At 64.6% G+C, this 17,596-nt stretch carries 14 protein-coding genes; 11 read left to right on the plus strand and 3 right to left on the minus strand.

Features of this window, described 5'->3' with window-relative positions:
• Positions 1-91: 91 nt before the first annotated feature.
• Both ACGFI8_RS46915 and ACGFI8_RS46920 read right to left on the minus strand, forming a co-directional pair.
• A complete protein-coding gene (locus ACGFI8_RS46915) occupies positions 92-529 on the minus strand; it encodes an NUDIX hydrolase (RefSeq protein ID WP_392815363.1) in 438 nt (145 codons plus the stop codon).
• Positions 526-1,134 (minus strand): TetR/AcrR family transcriptional regulator, encoded by a 609-nt coding sequence (locus ACGFI8_RS46920; RefSeq protein WP_392815365.1) that lies wholly within the window; start codon positions 1,132-1,134, stop codon positions 526-528. The genes ACGFI8_RS46915 and ACGFI8_RS46920 overlap by 4 nt, the downstream gene beginning before the upstream one ends.
• Before the next feature lie 178 nt (positions 1,135-1,312).
• Here ACGFI8_RS46920 and ACGFI8_RS46925 point away from each other — a divergent pair, with 178 nt between their 5' ends.
• The 11 genes from ACGFI8_RS46925 to ACGFI8_RS46975 all read left to right on the plus strand — a co-directional run bounded on the left by ACGFI8_RS46925 (position 1,313) and on the right by ACGFI8_RS46975 (position 16,326).
• Positions 1,313-2,128: an SDR family oxidoreductase gene (locus tag ACGFI8_RS46925; RefSeq protein ID WP_392815368.1), complete on the plus strand. Its 816-nt coding sequence runs from the start codon at positions 1,313-1,315 to the stop codon at positions 2,126-2,128.
• Positions 2,125-4,197 (plus strand): acetate--CoA ligase family protein, encoded by a 2,073-nt coding sequence (locus tag ACGFI8_RS46930; RefSeq protein ID WP_392815371.1) that lies wholly within the window; start codon positions 2,125-2,127, stop codon positions 4,195-4,197. The genes ACGFI8_RS46925 and ACGFI8_RS46930 overlap by 4 nt, the downstream gene beginning before the upstream one ends.
• A 383-nt stretch (positions 4,198-4,580) precedes the next feature.
• Positions 4,581-5,756 carry an acyl-CoA dehydrogenase family protein gene (locus tag ACGFI8_RS46935; RefSeq protein WP_392815373.1) on the plus strand — a complete coding sequence of 392 codons (1,176 nt, stop codon included), beginning with the start codon at positions 4,581-4,583 and terminating at the stop codon, positions 5,754-5,756.
• Between the two features lie 136 nt (positions 5,757-5,892).
• Complete coding sequence (locus tag ACGFI8_RS46940) at positions 5,893-6,690, plus strand: enoyl-CoA hydratase-related protein (RefSeq protein WP_392815376.1); 798 nt, start codon at positions 5,893-5,895, stop codon at positions 6,688-6,690.
• 118 nt (positions 6,691-6,808) lie between these two features.
• Entirely contained in the window at positions 6,809-8,374 is a 1,566-nt protein-coding gene (locus ACGFI8_RS46945; protein WP_392815378.1) for an ABC transporter substrate-binding protein, read from the plus strand.
• 10 nt (positions 8,375-8,384) lie between these two features.
• Positions 8,385-9,407: an ABC transporter permease gene (locus ACGFI8_RS46950; RefSeq protein ID WP_392815381.1), complete on the plus strand. Its 1,023-nt coding sequence runs from the start codon at positions 8,385-8,387 to the stop codon at positions 9,405-9,407.
• Positions 9,404-10,276, plus strand: coding sequence for an ABC transporter permease (locus tag ACGFI8_RS46955; protein ID WP_392815383.1), 873 nt, complete (start codon positions 9,404-9,406; stop codon positions 10,274-10,276). The genes ACGFI8_RS46950 and ACGFI8_RS46955 overlap by 4 nt, the downstream gene beginning before the upstream one ends.
• Positions 10,276-12,084 (plus strand): ABC transporter ATP-binding protein, encoded by a 1,809-nt coding sequence (locus ACGFI8_RS46960; RefSeq protein ID WP_392815386.1) that lies wholly within the window; start codon positions 10,276-10,278, stop codon positions 12,082-12,084. The genes ACGFI8_RS46955 and ACGFI8_RS46960 overlap by 1 nt, the downstream gene beginning before the upstream one ends.
• A 260-nt stretch (positions 12,085-12,344) precedes the next feature.
• Positions 12,345-13,991 (plus strand): N,N-dimethylformamidase beta subunit family domain-containing protein, encoded by a 1,647-nt coding sequence (locus ACGFI8_RS46965; RefSeq protein ID WP_392815388.1) that lies wholly within the window; start codon positions 12,345-12,347, stop codon positions 13,989-13,991.
• A gap of 395 nt (positions 13,992-14,386) precedes the next feature.
• A complete protein-coding gene (locus tag ACGFI8_RS46970; protein WP_392815391.1) occupies positions 14,387-15,373 on the plus strand; it encodes an NAD(P)H-dependent flavin oxidoreductase in 987 nt (328 codons plus the stop codon).
• An 86-nt stretch (positions 15,374-15,459) separates the two neighbouring features.
• Complete coding sequence (locus ACGFI8_RS46975; protein WP_392815393.1) at positions 15,460-16,326, plus strand: crotonase/enoyl-CoA hydratase family protein; 867 nt, start codon at positions 15,460-15,462, stop codon at positions 16,324-16,326.
• A 205-nt stretch (positions 16,327-16,531) separates the two neighbouring features.
• On the opposite strand, the gene ACGFI8_RS46980 is transcribed toward ACGFI8_RS46975, so the two are convergent.
• On the minus strand, positions 16,532-17,104 hold the full coding sequence (locus ACGFI8_RS46980; protein ID WP_392815395.1) for a recombinase family protein: 573 nt from the start codon (positions 17,102-17,104) through the stop codon (positions 16,532-16,534).
• Positions 17,105-17,596 lie beyond the last annotated feature (492 nt).

Genomic DNA, 17,596 nt, shown 5'->3' on the forward strand with positions numbered 1-17,596 from the left:
TCCACCACCCGCAAACACGGCATCAACGCCCTCGAAGCCCTCACCGATCTCCACAATGGACGGACCTGGCTACCAGGAACCAGCTGAACAGTTACAGTTCTGGGGAGGTCAGGCGCTCCAGAGAGATGCGATGGACCGAATGCACCTCCGCGGTGCTGCGGCGTACTCGGTCAGCATTTGAAAAGAACAACACAACCGGAGTGATGACAAACCCTGGACCGCTGTGAAACACGAAGTCGTCGAGAGTGCCAAGCGCAGAATCCAGGTCTCCATAGAGCCCGATTTCCTCTTCGGTTTCCCGTAGAGCCGCCTCGATGTGCGTTTCGTTCGGTTCGACCCGGCCGCCGGGTAGCGCCCATTGGCCGGCGTTCTGGCCCCTCGCCGCACGCTTGATCAGGAGGACGTGGGGCTCCTTCGCGTCGATCACGCAGATCGCGACGGCCGCGCGACGGTGTTCATTGGACGGGGGCGCCGCGACGGGAGGGAACGCAGAAAGGTTCCCTTCCAGTTTTGACCGCAGCAGGCTCAAGGCAACAACTCACGGTCGACGTAGTCGACGAGTAGGTCGCGCATCGTTGTCGCGGTCATGCCGCGGACGCCCGTCAGCACTTGGACGCCGAGTCCATCGATCATCGCCGTAAGTTGCATGGACACTCGCGTGGCGTCGACATCATCGCGAAAGACACCCTGGCGCTGACCTCGTCGCATGATCCGGACTACGGTGTCTCGCCAGCGCTCGTAGAACTCATTGTGAACCGGTCGGTATTCCGGGTGAAGCGAGACTTCCGTCCAGTACTGCAGCCAGATCGACCATTCGTCTCGTCGTTCGCCTATCCGTGGCACAACCATGTCGATCAGTTTGAGCATCCGCTCGTAGCCGTTGTCGATGCGTCGCAGTTCAGCGTCCTGCCTGTCGAATGACCTCGCCACACAATGTCTGAGGGCAGCGGTAAGAACGTCGTTCTTGTCAGGAAAGTAGTTGTACACATTGGCCGCACTGGTCTGGCAGACCTTCGCGATGTCGGCCACGCGCACCGCGTGGATGCCACGCTCAGCGATCAACCTCCATGCAGCGTCGAGGATCGCGGCACGTCGCTCCTCCTCGGTTCCGAGTCTCTTGGTCGTCGTCGACACTGGTCCCTCCGTCCTCTCTGGCGGCTACTGTAGCGCAGTTCGGCTGATGCGCGCATCAGAGTGTTTGAGGGCATGTTCGCTCGCATCTGTGGCCTCCAGCCTGGGCTCCTGCCCTTGACACGTGGTCATGCCTGTGGCTTACTGACGCATCATTCAGAGCATCCGGCCATGGGGAGTGATGTTGGGCAGCCGTGTACTGCGCGCCGACGTGCACGAGGACCGAGCCGTCTTGGTCACCGGTGGCGGGACGGGCCTCGGTCGCGCGATAGCGCTCGAGTTCGCAGCCGGCGGAGCGAAGGTGGTGGTGTGCGGTCGACGCGCAGAGCCTCTGCGCGAAGTTCGTATGGCGGTCGAAGCGCAAGGCGGGAGCTGCCTCGACATCCAGGCCGACCTCCGTGAACTCGAACAGATCACCCATGTAGTCGACAAAGCAATTTCCGAATACGGGCGAATCGACTTCCTCGTCAACAACGCGGGCGGCCAGTTCATGGCACCCGCCGAAGAAATCAGCCCCAACGGATGGCGAGCCGTGCACAACATTGCCGTCGACGCGGTGTGGGCGATGACCAAGCAAGTAGCAGTTCGCTCGATGATCCCGAATCTCTCGGGAGTCGTCTTCTTCATGGCGTTCTCGCCCCGGCGTGGCATTCCGAACATGGTCCACGCCACATCCGCGCGTGCGGCCGTTGAAAACATGGCCGCAGGTCTGGCGCTGGAGTGGAGCCGATATGGAATCCGCACCATATGTATTGCTGCCTCCTCGATCGCCACGGACGGCCTCGAAGCGGCCTACCCCGAACACGTGCGGCGGACGTGGGAACAAGGAATCCCGGTAGGACGCATGGGCCAACCCAATGAGGTCTCGGAACTGATCTCCTTCCTCGCATCGCGCGGCGGCGGGTACGTCACCGGAACCACGGTCGTCGCCGACGGCGGCGTAGACGCCTGGGGAACGGGTCACCCCGTTCCCCAGGCAGTAGGGAGACAAGCATGACCATTCGGCCAAGCAGCGCACGCGACCTCAACGCACTCTTCGCCCCATCCTCGGTCGTTGTCGTCGGCGCCTCCAACGACGGGTCGAAATACGGCAATTGGATCAGCAAGCATGCGCTTCGTGAACCCGCTCAACGGCAGGTGTACCTGGTCAATCGCAAAGGCGAGCCCGTACTCAGGCACTCGACCTACACCAGTGTTCGAGCTCTGCCAGGACCCGTTGACCTCGCCGTCCTCGCCGTGCCCGCGCGCGGTCTAGAGGAAGTCGTGGACGACGTGCTGGATGCCGGCGCGAAAGCGATCGTTGTGATCGCGTCTGGATTCGCCGAGCTCGGAGTCGAGGGACGGTCTCGCGAAGCGGCTATCGTCGAGCGCGTTCGCGCGGCCGGTGCCGTCCTCATCGGACCAAACTGTCTCGGCGTCCAAGACAGCAGCAGCGGCCTCTACCTGTCCTCGGACCCACTCCCGTCAGGTCACGTGGCCCTGTTCTCCCAGAGTGGGAGCATCGCTGCTGAACTCGGCAACTCCCTAGGTCGTCACGGCCTAGGCTTCTCCCGGTTCGCTTCACTTGGCAACCAGGCCGACATCACAGCCGCCGACCTGATTCGTGACTGCATTCACCATGACGAAACCAAACTCATCGCCGTGTACTGCGAGGACTTTCGGGACGGCAGGGACTTCGTCATCGCAGCGGGCGAGGCGGTCGCAGCTGGAAAGCCGGTCGTCCTGCTCACAGTCGGAAGTAGCGAGGGTTCGATGCGGGGGGCGGCGTCTCACACAGGGGCGATGACCTCCAACAGTGACGTCATCGACGCTGCTTGTAGAGCAGCCGGTGTCGACCGTGTCCGGAGTCCACGCGAGATGAGCGACCTCCTTGCTCTGCTCAGCACCTTCCACGGCGCCGCTGCACGGCGCGTCGCTGTCATGGCCGACTCGGGTGGGCATGCATCCGTTGCGTCGGACGTCGCGGCCAGCGTCGGCCTGGTGGTCCCGCAGCTGACCACCGACCTCTCCATCGCCCTACGCTCGGAACTCACCCCGTCCGCCGGCGTACTCAACCCGATCGACTTGGCAGGAGCAGGTGAACGGGACATCACCTCCTTCGCGCGGGTATTGCGGCTGCTTCTCGACACCGCCGAACTCGACGCGGTACTCCTGACCGGCTACTTCGGCGGCTACAGCGGGTACAGCGACGACACGTTCGGAGAAGCGGAAGTCGCTACAGCGGAGGAGATGGCCCGAGCGGCACTTGAGAGCGGAAAGCCAGTGGCCGTGCACACGCTTTGGCCGGACAGCGAAGCCGTGAAGACCCTCGAGCGGTTCGGGGTGCCGATCTTCTCAGATGTGGTGAATGCGTGTGAGGCACTGGCCTTGCTCGCTGCGAACGCCGATCGACCCGCGCCGACGCCACCCGTCCTTGTCACCACCAAGGAGCCAGTGTCGGGCACGAACTACTGGGAGACACGAGCGCTGCTCAGCGAAGCGGGCATCACATTCCCGGACGCGCGACTCGTAACGAAGGCGGACGAGGCCGCGAAGGCAGCGGCCGAGATCGGATACCCGGTTGTCGTCAAGGCGATGGGTCTGCTGCACAAGTCCGACGCGGGAGGAGTTGCTCTCGCCCTTTCGGACGAGAAGAACGTGCGTGCGGCGATCAACGATATGACCGCACGCCTCGGGCCGCCCGCATTCTGTGTCGAACAGATGGTGGACGGCTCTGAAGGTCACGAACTAGTCGTCGGGGTCCGGCGAGACCCACGCTTCGGCCCCGTCGTCATGGTGGGGTTCGGCGGAATCTTCTCGGAGATACTGCACGACGTTGCCTTCGCGCTCGCACCAGTTGACAGGTCGCACGTCCGATCCCTACTGGAAAGCCTGCGAGGGTCCGCCCTTCTGCATGGAGTCAGAGGAAGGCGTCCACTCGACCTGGACGAACTCGTCGACGCAGTGGTCACCGTTGCACGCGTTGCAGTCGAGCACCCCGAGATCGATGAGATCGAGGTCAACCCGGTACTGGTGACCCCCGAGCGAGCACTCGGACTCGATGCCCGAATCGTCATGCACTCATGACGAGGGGAGAGACGTCAGCGGAACCGACCCCGGGAGCAGGTAGCACTCCGGGGGTGGGCGTCTTACGCGTTGCCGGTGCGACGGTCGGTGCAGCTGTGCCGGCGACCCCGGACGCCGCACCGCCCCGAGGGTCTCGTCGGCGCGGGCCGCCGTCGAATGTGCTTTCGGCTCACCTGAACCGCTCGCGGGCGTGCCTTGTGCTTCCGAGCGGTGCGGTGGGCGGCGGTTGCCGTCGTGACGTGCGGTGAGCGAGCGCGCTCCGCCGGCCGATCGCCACCGCGACCCGGCCAGCTCGCTGGGCCGGACGGCCGCAGCCGTAATACCCGACGACGCCGCACAGGGCCGACGAACGACCCTGCTCGACTTACCGATAGGAGCCAGCAATGGACTTCAGAATGACGTCCCAGCAGATCGAATTGAAGATGCGCGCTCGCGCGTGGACGGAGGCGATGTACGCCTTCGAGCAGGACTGCGAGGAGAACAACGGGCTCACCCCGGCACAGCACGCAAAGGTGAAGCAGCTCGTCCTGGATCACGACCTTGCCGCCGTCAACATGCCCCGGCAGCTCGGAGGTCCTAGCCCATCAGTGACGGATCAGGCCATCGTGTCCGAGGAGATCGGCAGGCTCACCGGAGCTCTTTGGGACACCGCTTGGCGGCCGGCCAACGCGCTCCGGGCGTGTACACCCCAGCAATGGGAGGAGTACGGTCTTCCAGAGGTTCTCGGTGACCGTCGGTCGGCAGTTTCGATCACCGAGCCGAACGTTGGTTCCGATGCTCGCCACATCGCCACGACGGCGGTGAAGGACGGCGACTCCTACATCGTCAACGGTGAGAAGATCTTCGTCACGCTCGGGGACATCGCGGACTTCATCATCACGCTGTGCAGCGTCGACGGTGCGCCCACCATGTTCCTCATCGACCGGGACACGCCCGGTGTCGAGGTCAAGCGGGTTCCTCGCTTCACCCACAGCTTCGTCTACGAGCACCCCGAGTTCATCTTCACCGATGTCCGGGTGCCGGCCGACAAGATGCTGGGAGAAGTCGGTCAGGGGTTCGAGCTGACTCGCGACTGGTTCGTCGAGGAGCGCATCATGATCGGTGCGCGCACCCTCGGCGCAGCCGACCGCGCTACGCGCCTGGCCACCGACTGGGCTCGTGAGCGTGAGCAGTTCGGTTCGCGCCTGATCAACTTCCAGCTGATTCAGGACCTGCTCGCACGCAACGCCGCCGACATCCTCACTAACCGCGCTTTCGTCTATCAGATCGCCTGGGAGGCTGACCATGGCCTCGACCGCAAGGCGTTGCACGCTAAGGCAGCCGTCATCAAGCTGAGCGCCAGCGAGGCCTCCAACCGCTGTCTCGACAACGCCGTCCAAGTCTTCGGCGGGCGCGGCTACATGCGGGAGAACCCCGTCGAACGGCTGTGGCGTGAAGTGCGGGTCGACCGAATTTGGGAAGGAACGTCGGAGATCCAAAAGCTCATCATCGGAAACGAATTCGCCAAGCGGGGATCGAGCGGCCTGCTCGACTACGCCGGTGCTGGCGAGGTCCGATGAACCTGGGCCAGCAGGCGGGGCTGCCCTTGAGCGCATCTGGCGCGGCATCCGCCCGGAGCGCATCTGCGACGGCACGTCAAGGAGCCAACGCCACATCATTGCGCGGCGTGCTGCAGCCCCGGACAGGGCTGAGCATATGAATGAGCAGGTGTATGGCGACGGCGTGCTGCGTACGCGCACGGAGGACGGGGTCTTCGAGGTGACCCTCGACCGGCCGAAGGCGAACGCGATCGACCTGGCCACGAGCCGGATCATGGGCGAGGTCTTCGCAGGCTTTCGCGACGACCCGGACCTCAGGGTCGCGATCCTGCGCACCGAGGGCGAGAAGTTCTTCTGCGCCGGCTGGGACCTCAAGGCAGGTGCTGCTGGGGACGCGGTCGACGGCGACTACGGCATCGGCGGATTCGGCGGTATGCAGCAGTTGCCCGACCTGAACAAGCCCGTAATCGCCGCAGTTCACGGACTCGCGATGGGCGGCGGTTTCGAAATCGCTCTCGCGTGTGACCTCATCTACGCCTCGGAACCGACTCAGTTCGGGCTGCCGGAAGTCTACGCCGGCACGCTCGCCGACGCGGCGACGGTCAAGCTGCCGAAGCGGATGCCGTACCACGTCGTAATGGATCTTCTCCTCACTGGACGGTGGATGCCTGCGTCGGAGGCACACCGATGGGGCGTGGTCAACGAGGTACTGCCCGACGAAGCGGCCGTCATGGACAAGGCTTGGGAGGTCGCGCGCCTACTGGCGTCCGGTCCTCCGCTGGTCTTCGCCGCGATCAAAGAGGTCGCCCGAGTCGCCGAGGGCTTCCAGGTGGTGTTCGATCAGGTGACCCAGCGGAAGTTGCCCACGGTCGACACTCTCTACGGCTCCGAGGACGGACTCGAGGGCTTCAAGGCGTTCGCCGAGAAGCGCAAGCCGGTCTGGAAAGGCCGCTGAAGCTTGTCGGGGTGCCGCATCTTCGACCTCTTCGAGCTGGTCGAGCAGCCACCGGACGTCGCGAATAGGAGCGAGAGGACCCCACCACCGCTCACACTACTTCCCAGAGGAGTCAGAAATGAACCAGCCCGGTATTGGTCTCCCGGATGTCTCCCGCCGTCAGCTGCTGAAGTATTTCGGCATGGGTGCCGCGGTCGTCGCAGGCAGCGGTTTGCTCACCGCGTGCGGTGGTGACGGCGCGAGCAACGGCAGCAAGAGCAAGTCGGGCGGCCTGCTGATCCACGGCGCCACCGGCGCCACCAGCAAGGACACCCTCGACCCGCACCAACCGGGAACCAACGCGGACGTCGCCCGGGTGAGCAACCTATACGAGCCGCTGCTGTTCCTGAACAACAACTACCAGCTGGTGCCCGCACTGGCGGAGTCGGTCGAGCCGTCTACGGACGGCAAGACCTGGACGATCACGATGCGCCAGGGCGTGACCTTCCACAACGGCAAAGACGTGACGGCCGACGACGCGTGGAAGAGCATCCAGCGCTTTGCCAACCCGGAGAAGCCAATGATGGCCGGCACCCAGCTCGCCAAGCTCATCGACTTCCAGTCGACTAAGGTCGTCGACAAGACCACCCTGCAGCTGGTCCTGCGCACGCCGTTCGCGGTTCTCGACTCGCTGCTGGCCGAGTATGGCTGCGGCATCATCCCCGAGGGCACGTTCGACCCCAACAACCCCATCGGCACGGGCGCTTTCCGCTACAAGTCGTTCCAGCCCGGCAAGACCAGCACCTTCACCAGGTACGCCGACTACTGGGGCGAGAAGGCGTTCGTCGACGAGTTGCAGATCCAGAACTTCGCCGACGACAACGCGAAGGTCAACGCGCTGCAGGCCGGCCAGATCCAGACCATCGACAACCTGCCCTACAACCTGATCAACACGATCAAGGGTGCTGGCGGCGGTGTGCTGATCGCTGAGACCGGCGACTGGGAGCCGTTCACCATGCGGGTCGACACGGCGCCGTTCAACGACGTGCGGGTCCGGCAGGCCGTGCGGCTGATCGTCGACCGCAAGGCGATGATCGATCAGGTGCTGAGCGGCTACGGTACGCTCGGCAACGACCTGTACGCGCCATTCGATTCGGCCTACGCCAAGGACCTGCCCCAGCGGGTGCAGGACATCGACCAAGCCAAGTCGTTACTCAAATCGGCGGGCCACGAAAGCCTGCAGGTCGAGCTGTTCACCGGCAACGACATCAGCTCGGCCGCCGTTGCGGCCGCCAACCTGTTCACCCAGCAGGCCAAGGCCGCGGGCGTGCAGGTCAAGGTCACGGTGAAGGACCCGTTCTACGACGCCAGCTATCTGTCCTACCCCTTCGCCCAGGACTTCTGGTACACCCGCAACTACATCAACCAGGCCGGCTTGTCCGCGTTGCCGAACGGGCTCTACAACGAGACGCACTTCGACAACAAGCAGTTCAACGGCCTGATCGCGGCCGCCGTGGCGGAGCTTGACGAGAGCAAGCGAAACTCCCTGCTCCACCAGGCCCAGGAGATCGAGTACAACGAGGGCGGCTACATCATCTGGGGCTTCCACAAGCAGGTCGACGGCTACGCCTCGAACGTCAAGGGGCTGGAGCCGAGCAGGTACCTCCCGCTCGGCAACTACAAGTTCAACAAAGTGTCGGTCTGACATGACTCAGGTGGCGACACTCCCGAACCCGCTGGAGGACGTCGCGCCTCCGCGAGGCCGGTCCGGTGCAGCGGCCTGGACCGTCTGGCTGCTGCGCCGGGTCGGGCTGGCCGTCCTGACCCTTTGGCTGGTCTCGATCCTGGTGTACCTGGCCACTGCCGCGCTCGGGGACCCGGTGCGGGCGATCCTCGGTCGCAGCTACAACTCCAACCCCGGCCGAGTGGCGCAGCTTCGGGCGCAGTTGCACTCCAACGAAAACCTCGTCTCGCGCTACCTCCACTGGCTCGGCGGCCTTTGCAAGGGTGACCTCGGCACGTCACTGGCCAACCAGCGACCGGTGTGGGGGCAGATCTCCGCCAACGTCGAGAACACCCTGGTGCTGGTGGTGCTCTCGGCCGCCGTGATGATCCCCGTGGCATTCGGGATCGCGATGGTCTCCGCCCACTTCCGCCGCCGGCCCGACACCGTCATCCAGACCATCCTGCTGGCCCTTGCAGGGCTGCCCGAGTTCCTGACCGGCATCCTGCTCGTCGCGCTGTTCGCCACCTCGGTGTTCCACCTCTTCCCGGCGGTCACGATCTCGTCGACGGGCGGGCATCCGTGGGACCAGCCCAAGGGCATGGTGCTGCCGGTCACGACACTGGTCCTGGCTGTCGCGCCCTATGTCTCGCGCATCGTCCGGTCGACCCTGCTCGAGGTGCTCGACAGCGACTACGTCGAGCTGGCCCGGCTCAAGGGGATCCCCGAAGGGGTCGTCGTTCGCAAGCACGCATTGCTCAACGCGATCGTGCCTGGCGTCCAGGTCATCGCGCTTCAGCTGGCCTGGCTGGCCGGTGGCGTGGTGCTGGTCGAGACGCTGTTCTCCTACCCCGGCGTGGGCGCGCAGCTCGTTGACTCGGTCCGCAACCACGACGTGCCGATGGTGCAGGCGCTGAGCATGATCATCGCCGGGGTTTACGTCGTGGTGAACCTGCTCGCTGACGTCTTGTCCATCCTGCTCACCCCTCGCGCGAGGACGGCGATCTCCTCATGAGTGCAGACACCACGCCAATCACCGTCCCGGCCGCGAGGGCGAGCGCGGCCCGCGTGTCGTTCTTCCGGCGCGCCCTGGGGCAGAAGCGGTTCGCGTTGGGGTTCTCGGTCTCCGTGCTGATCGTGCTGTTCGTGATCATCGCGCCGCACTTCTCACCCTACGGCCAGAACGAGACCGCCGGTCCGCCATACTCCAAGAAGGGCACCTTCGGCACCGACTACCTCGGTCAGGACGTGCTCAGCCGGGTCATGCACGGCGGCGAGAGCATCCTGGTGATCTCGGTGCTCGGCACGCTGCTGGGCATGGTCCTCGGTGTGCTGATCGGTGTGGTGGCGGCCTACGGCGGCGGCTGGTGGGACGAGATCATCATGCGCCTGAACGACGTGGTGCTCGCCTTCCCGCAGATCCTGCTGGCGCTGGTGGTGCTGACCGCAATTGACGATCCCGCATCGTGGATCATCGTCTTGCTCGTCGGGGTCTCGCACGCCCCGCGGGTTGCCCGCGTCGCCCGCGGTGTTGCCCTCGGCATCGTCAGTCGTGACTTCGTGCTCGCCGCCGAGGCATTGGGTGAGAAGCGCTCCCGGGTGATCGTCGCGGAGGTGCTGCCGAACATGACCGGCCCGCTCCTGGCCGAGGCCGGGCTGCGGCTCACGTACTCCATCGGCCTGGTCGCCGCCCTCGGCTTCCTCGGCTTCTCGACCAACGCGGGGGCGGCCAACTGGGGGCAGATGCTCAACGAGAACCGGCTCGGTCTCACCACCCAGCCGTGGGCGGTGGTCGCCCCGGTGCTGATGATCGCCATCTTCACCATCGCCACCAACCTGATGGCCGACGGTCTCGCCCAGGCCACGCAGAGAGGAGATGACTGATGTATACGACGACCACCCCGGACACCGCACACAGCGTGACACTGACCGGCGGGCTCGTCATCGAGGACCTCGGGGTCTCCCTGACCGGCCGGCGCGTCAATGTGGTCGACGACATCGACCTCGTGCTGCACCCCGGCGAGGTCGTCGGGCTGGTCGGGGAGTCCGGCTCCGGCAAGACCACTGTCGGCACCTCACTGCTCGGCTACGCGCGGGCCGGAGCGGTGATCTCCTCCGGCAAGGTTCTGCTCAGCGACTGCGACATTCTCAAGCTGCCGTGGAAACAGGTGCGCCAGCTTCGCGGCGCCGAGATCGCCTACGTGCCGCAGGATCCCGCCTCTGCTCTCAACCCTGCGATCCGGATCGGCAAGCAGATCGTCGAGCTCCAGCAGCTGCGTGGCATCGGCACCGCCGAGTCCCGGTTGCAGAGCGCGCGCGACGGTCTGGCCGAGGTCGGGCTGCCCAACGACGACGAGTTCCTCAGGCGCTACGTCCACCAGCTCTCCGGCGGCCAGGTGCAGCGCGTGGCGCTGGCGATGGCGTTCCTGCCCAAGCCGAAGGTGCTGGTGCTCGACGAGCCGACCACCGGCTTGGACGTAACGACCCAGAAGTTGGTGCTCGACACTATGGCCGAGCTGTGCCGCGCACACGGGGTCAGCGCGCTCTACGTCACCCACGACCTCGCGGTCGTCGCCAACATCGCCGACCGCGTGGCCGTGATGTACGCCGGCCAGATCGCCGAACTCGGCCCCAAGGAGACGATCTTCACCAACCCCTCGCACCCCTACACCCGGGCGCTGCTCGACTCCATTCCGCATTTGAGTCAGGCCCGCGACCTCAAGGGCATCCCGGGCCGCACGCCTGCCCCGGGGGCTCGCCCCGGCGGCTGCCGGTTCAACGACCGCTGCTCCTTCGCGATCGATGACTGCCGCCAGCAGGTCCCGGCGCTGCTCGAGGTCGCGCCTGGGCACCAGGTGCGGTGCATCCGCACCGACGAAATCGGCACCTGGGACATCAACCGCGGCACCGTGCCCGACGCCGACCCCGACCGGAAGCGGGACATCATCCTCTCCGTCGACGGACTGAACATCTTCTACGGCCGCAAGCAGGTCGTCCACGATGTCGCCTTCGACCTCGCCAAGGGCGAGGTCGTGGCCCTGGTCGGTGAGTCCGGCAGCGGCAAGACCACGATCTCCCGCTGTGTGGGCGGTCTGCACAAGGACTGGACCGGCACGCTCACCTTCGAGGGCCGAGAACTCGCGACGAGCGCCCGCCGGCGCAGCGCCGAGGACCGCCGCCGCATCCAGTACATCTTCCAAAACCCCTATCTCTCGCTGAACCCGCGCCTGACCGTCGAGCAGATCATCAAGCGGCCGATGGAGCTGTTCGACCTCGCCAAGGGCAAGCAGGCCACTGACCGCGTAGTGGAGCTGATGGAGCAGGTGGCACTAGGCCCGCAGATGCTGCACTACCAGGCCAACCGGCTCTCCGGCGGCGAGCGCCAGCGTGTCGCGATCGCCAGGGCCCTGGCCGCCGAGCCGGACGTGATGATCTGCGACGAGATCACCTCGGCCCTCGACGTGTCGGTCCAGGGCTCCATCGTCTCCCTGCTCGAGGGGCTCCGCAAAGACAAGGGCATCAGCATGCTCTTCGTCACCCACAACCTTGCGCTGGTCCGTTCGATCGCCGCGCGAGTCGAGATCCTGCAGGCCGGGAGAGTCGTCGAGGCCGGTCCGGTCGTGCGCGTCATGGACCAGCCGCAGGAGGACTACACCCGCACGCTCCTTTCCAATAGCCCACGGATCGACTGATGTCGTTGTTTGACGACCTCGTCTGCACCGACGAGCACCAACCAGGCTGGATGCCTACCAAGCGAACGAGAGCCTGCCGATCATGACCTAAAGATCTACCGTGATTTGCCCGAATCCACGCTCGTTCCTGGCTTATGGCCGACTGGGTGACAGCTGCCCGAGTAATGGTGATGTGGTCGCTGGCGCGGCGGTTCTGCGCGCTCGAAATTTGACCAAATAACCACCACGGAAAATTAGAGATAGGAATCGTAGGGCTTGCAATGGGAAACGGACTTCCGACGAACTTCCCCGATTTTGGCCTGACCGCCGAAGAGCGCCGATTCGCATGGCTAAACCATTTCTATGAATGGCCGGGCATGGACGGGTCTCGGGGTGAAATCTGGTGCTACACCGATCGTATGTCATATGGTCCGGGCGAACTGGTTCGGTTGCAGGTGAGCTCAACGGCTCCGCGTTTTTCCCTCGAGATTTTTCGGGATGGCGCAGTTGAGATAAAGGTCTTCGAGAAGAGTGATCTCGTCGCAGGTTGGCAGGACACGCCTGATCAGTGCTCGGTCGAAGGGTGTGGTTGGGAAACAACGTTCGAGTTCGAGGTTGGAGAAGGTTGGCCGTCCGGCGGCTACCGACTGAAGCTAACGGCGCAGGGTCGTGATGATCGGCCCATCCACTATCAGCATCTCCTGATCGTGCGGCCGAAGCTCGGTCAACGCAAGGCGGGTCGCGTACTGCAAGTAGCGGCGACCAGTACTTGGCTTGCATACAACACGTGGGGGGGATCCAACCACTACGACGGGATCACTGGCCCGGGTCGAAACGAGTGGTCGCCTCGCGTCTCGACGCAACGCCCGTGGGCACGTGGCTTCGTCACGCTACCGCCGGAGGCTCCCCGTGTCCCGTTGGAGGTGATGGTGCCGCCCAAGACGGCGCCCCGTCACGTGCACAAGGAGTGGGCTTACGCGACTGGTCACTCGAAGAAGTACGCCTCGGCGGGGTGGGCGACCTACGACCGACACTTCTTGCGATTCGCCGAGCGTGTTGGCTATGACGTCGATCTCATCAGTCAGCATGACTTGCATTTCTCTCCTGAAATCTTGTCCGAATATGACTGCGTCACGATCGTGGGCCATGACGAGTACTGGACTTGGGAGATGCGCGACGCGGTTGATGCCTATGTTGAGCAGGGCGGAGGTGTGGCCCGGTTTGCTGGGAACTTCGCCTGGCAGATACGGCTCGAGGACGAGGGACGACTGCAGGTTTGTTACAAGGACCGCGCTCGCGCCCTAGACCCGCTGTACAACGCTGGGCGGATCACTCGAACGGCGACTTTTTGGGAGGCGCCAGAGGTCGGCCGTCCTGGCGCACGGACTTTCGGATTGAATGCAACCGACGGTCCCTATGCCGGCTGGCAGGGCAACGTGCCGCGCGGAGCGCGCGGCTTCCCCATCTACAGGCCGGAGCACTGGGCGTTCGCCGACACCGGGCTCTTCTATGGCGATGTGCTCGGTGCGGAGAGCCACATCTTCGGCTACGAAGTCGATGGGCTCGATTACGAGATTCGCGGCGGACTGCCCTACCCTTCGCCGTCAAGTGGCGCACCAGATGGCCTCGAAATCCTCGCGGTAGGAATGGCCAGCTGGGCGGAATGGAGCAACGGCCTTTCGCGGGAGGACTTCGAATTCGGGGACGAGGAAGTTCGTGCCGCCGCTGAGCTGCTGTTCGGCGAGGTGACCGACGACCACATTGAAAAGATGAAGCGTGGCAGCGGGATGATCGTCAACTTCATACGTGGCGAGGGAGAGGTGTTCAACGCAGGAAGCTGTGAGTGGGTGGCCGGGCTACTCAGGCAGGATCCGATGGTGGAGCGTGTGACCTGCAATGTGCTCAATCGCTACCTCGGCCGCGCATAAGATCCACCTACACTGCAGACGACGGTCACGTGTGCTACCCCCTTGCTCAGCAAGCCCCCGGGCCGAGTGGCTCCTGAACCTGGCGATCGATAGTGGTGCTCGTCTGGCGGTGCCCGCAAGCAACGAGACCTCGCTCGGGCACCGGTTATGCACTGAGCATCATCCTCAGGCCTAGACCACGGGCCTGCGCGACGACGGTGTGCAGGGTACGGACGAGGCGACCCCGCTGTCGCCGGCCACCAGTTTGCGCCAGCCAATCGTCCGCTCCTGGTGACGGACCATCCGGTCCGAGGACGGGCAGACAGACCAATCCCATGGAGCCCAACGGGCCCATGGCGACCAAGATCCACAGCGCTCGGTGATCGACGCTGTCGACTACCAAGGGGCCGGCCTTCATGTTTAAGACGCGCTTCACCGAAGAATTCGGCATTCAGCACCCGATTGTCTGCGGCGGGATGACCGGAGTGGGTACGGCGGAGCTCATTGCTGCGGTCGCCGATGCCGGAGCCCTAGGTTTCCTGTCCGCGCTGACACAGCCTACGCCGGCAGATCTCGACGCCGAGATCGCTCGCACCAGATCACTGACCACGAGGCCGTTCGGCGTAAACCTGACCATTCTGCCGACCGTACAGCCCGTCCCATACGACGAGTACCGACAAGTCATCATCGACAACGGTGTCGGGATCGTGGAGACCGCTGGAGCTAATCCGGCCGAGCATGTGAAAGCCCTGAAGGACGCCGGAATCAAGGTCGTTCATAAGGCCGTGGCTGTTCGGCACGCACTGGCGGCGCAGCGAATGGGCGTCGACGCCATCTCTATCGACGGATTCGAGTGCGCAGGGCACCCAGGGGAAGACGATATCCCCGGCCTCGTACTCATCCCGGCCGTCAGCTCGAAGGTCGACATCGTCACGATTGCTTCGGGGGGATTCGCCACCGGTGCCGGCCTCGTTGCGGCTCTCGCCCTCGGTGCGGACGCAATCAACATGGGCACTCGTTTCGTTGCCACCACCGAGGCGCAGGTGCACGACAACGTCAAGGACAAGATCGTCGCCAACACCGAGCGCGACACGACACTGGTATTCAGGAAGTTCCGCAACACCGCCCGCGTCGCACGCAATTTGGTCTCAGAGGAGATCAGGGATATCGAGCAGCGTCCAGACTCCAGCTTTGACGACATCGCCCACCTGGCCTCCGGTGCACGAGGACGTGAAGCTGTGCTCGTCAACGGTTTGATGGACGACGGTATGTGGTGGACCGGACAGTCCCAGGGACTCATCCACGAGGTCCGCTCGTGTCGCGACGTCGTGGACTCGATCGTCAAGGAAGCCCATGCGTTGATCAACGCCGATCTGCCGAAGCTCGTCGCCAGCGCGGGCTGACGCGCGGTCCACGCGGTCGCACAAGCCAACATGCCGACATGGCCGGCGCCGAATCGGACGCGCTTTCCAACACAAGGAGGAAACCAATGCAGTTCGAGACCTTGGATTGGTCGGTATCCGAGCACGGAGTCTTGACCCTGATCCTCGACCGGCCTGATCAAATGAACTCCTTCACGGTCACGATGGCATCGGAACTCGAGCATGCCTTCAGGGCCGTCCGAGAGGACGACTCGGTTCGGGCCGTCGTCGTCACTGGCCGAGGCAGGGCATTCTGCGCCGGTATGGATCTCTCGGTTACAGGCAACGTCTTCGGCTTGGACGAAGATGCGGGACCGACTGCCGCGGCGCTTCGTGATCACCTCACCGAAGCGCCATATCAGGATGGCGTCCGCGATACGGGAGGCAAGGTCACCCTCGCCATTCACGAGTGCGACAAGCCCGTGATTGCCGCCATTAACGGCGCTGCCGTCGGCATCGGTGCCACTATGACGCTCGCGATGGACGTTCGACTCGCTTCGTCAGCGGCCCGCATCGGCTTCGTCTTCGGGCGTCTTGGCATCGTTCCGGAGGCGGCTTCCTCGTTCTTCCTCCCCCGCCTGGTCGGCCTCCAGAATGCGCTCGACCTGGTGTATTCGGCCGACATCATCTCTGCCGAGGACGCGCTGGCTGTCGGCCTGGTCAAATCGGTTCTCTCGCCAGAGAACCTGCTGGAGGCTGCACAGGAACTGGCGCTGTCCTACGTACAGAACCGATCGACTGCAGCACTGGCGATGGCACGTCGACTCCTGTACGCCGGCGTCGGGTCCACCCACCCGATCGAAGCCCACCGCCGCGACAGCCTCGCGATGTGGCACGCCTCGATCGGCGACGGCAAGGAGGGGGTCGCCGCCTTCCTAGAGAAGCGCACTCCCAACTTCACCCGGACAGTCGCAGACGTCCCCGAGCTCGGTTGAAGCACGAGATGGATAGCGCGCGGCGGATCCATGCGTCGCCGCTGGCCAATCGGGCGGCCGTCCGCACCACGCGGGGACGGTTGCCCTGGGAGTCCACTCCGGAGGAGTCCGAGGGCGCGGCCGCGATCGAGGAGTTCTGTTGTCACACCTAGCCTCCGAGAGCGCCCTTGTTGGGCCGCGCGTAGCTTCCAGCGAAAAAACAACGCTAAGCAGTTGATCGGCCGGTGGCGGCCACCGGCCGCAGGTAGGCGTACACCGTCTCGCGGCTGATGCCGAACTCCTTGGCCAGTGTGGACTTGTGCTCGCCGGCTGCGGCGCGCTCCCGGAGCTGCTGCGCCTGCGCCGCGGTGAGCGCCGGCTTGCGGCCGGTGTAGACGCCGCGCTGCTTGGCCGCGGCGATCCCCTCTCGTTGGCGTTCCAGGATCAGCGCCCGTTCGAACTCGGCGAACGCGCCCATGACCGACAGCAGCAGCGTGGCCATCGGCGAGTCCTCGCCGGTGAACGTCAGGCTCTCCTTGACGAACTCCACCCGCACGCCCTTACCGGTCAGGGTCCGTACCAGCCGGCGCAGGTCGTCGAGGTTGCGCGCCAGGCGATCCATCGAGTGCACGATCACCGTGTCGCCGTCGCGGACAAACGCGATCAGCTCATCGAGCTTCGGGCGGGCGGTGTCCTTCCCGGACGCGGTGTCGGTGAACGTCCGCTCGACGTCGATCCCTTCGAGCTGACGGACGGTGTTCTGGTCGACCGTGCTGACCCTGACGTATCCGACCCGCATCGTCCGCCCCTTCCGCACCCCGAAACGTCAGGTTGAACTTTAAGAGTCGGGCGGACATGCGTCAAGAAAAGCCACAACCGGCCCTATCTTGACACCGTTGACCGCGGGCGGGCGGCGTCAGTCTGGGGTCTAGTCCCAATACCGCTGACTTAAGACGTGATGTTGGGTTTCTTTCGCTTGGCGGGGCTGGGTTTGGTGGCTTCCACGACGGTGATGGTGTGGTCGGGAGGCGCGGGGTCGCGGTGGTGGGCTCGTTTGAGTTTCCAGTTCGACATCTTGCGTTTGATCACGCGCGGGTTGCTGCGGGGGCGGCGGGTGGTGAGGTGGCGCAGGATTTCACGGATGGCTCGGCGTAGTGCCCGGGTCAGTCGTGAGGGGGGAAAACGCCGCCTGGGTGGTGACCTGGCGGCGGACGAGGCGCAGGGTGCGGGTGAAGGACACCTGGTCGGGGTCGATGTCGGCGCCGGTGGCGGCGTGGTGCATCAAGCTGCG

The organism is Dactylosporangium sp. NPDC048998 (assembly GCF_043197855.1).
Lineage (GTDB): Bacteria > Actinomycetota > Actinomycetes > Mycobacteriales > Micromonosporaceae > Dactylosporangium.

Bases quoted from the DNA above. Each gene is read 5' to 3' on its own strand.
- ACGFI8_RS46925 (WP_392815368.1), top strand. From the start codon at position 1,313: ATGTTGGGCAGCCGTGTACTGCGCGCCGACGTGCACGAGGACCGAGCC.
- ACGFI8_RS46930 (WP_392815371.1), top strand. From the start codon at position 2,125: ATGACCATTCGGCCAAGCAGCGCACGCGACCTCAACGCACTCTTCGCC.
- ACGFI8_RS46935 (WP_392815373.1), top strand. From the start codon at position 4,581: ATGGACTTCAGAATGACGTCCCAGCAGATCGAATTGAAGATGCGCGCT.
- ACGFI8_RS46940 (WP_392815376.1), top strand. From the start codon at position 5,893: ATGAATGAGCAGGTGTATGGCGACGGCGTGCTGCGTACGCGCACGGAG.
- ACGFI8_RS46945 (WP_392815378.1), top strand. From the start codon at position 6,809: ATGAACCAGCCCGGTATTGGTCTCCCGGATGTCTCCCGCCGTCAGCTG.
- ACGFI8_RS46955 (WP_392815383.1), top strand. From the start codon at position 9,404: ATGAGTGCAGACACCACGCCAATCACCGTCCCGGCCGCGAGGGCGAGC.
- ACGFI8_RS46960 (WP_392815386.1), top strand. From the start codon at position 10,276: ATGTATACGACGACCACCCCGGACACCGCACACAGCGTGACACTGACC.
- ACGFI8_RS46965 (WP_392815388.1), top strand. From the start codon at position 12,345: ATGGGAAACGGACTTCCGACGAACTTCCCCGATTTTGGCCTGACCGCC.
- ACGFI8_RS46970 (WP_392815391.1), top strand. From the start codon at position 14,387: ATGTTTAAGACGCGCTTCACCGAAGAATTCGGCATTCAGCACCCGATT.
- ACGFI8_RS46975 (WP_392815393.1), top strand. From the start codon at position 15,460: ATGCAGTTCGAGACCTTGGATTGGTCGGTATCCGAGCACGGAGTCTTG.
- ACGFI8_RS46980 (WP_392815395.1), bottom strand. From the start codon at position 17,104: ATGCGGGTCGGATACGTCAGGGTCAGCACGGTCGACCAGAACACCGTC.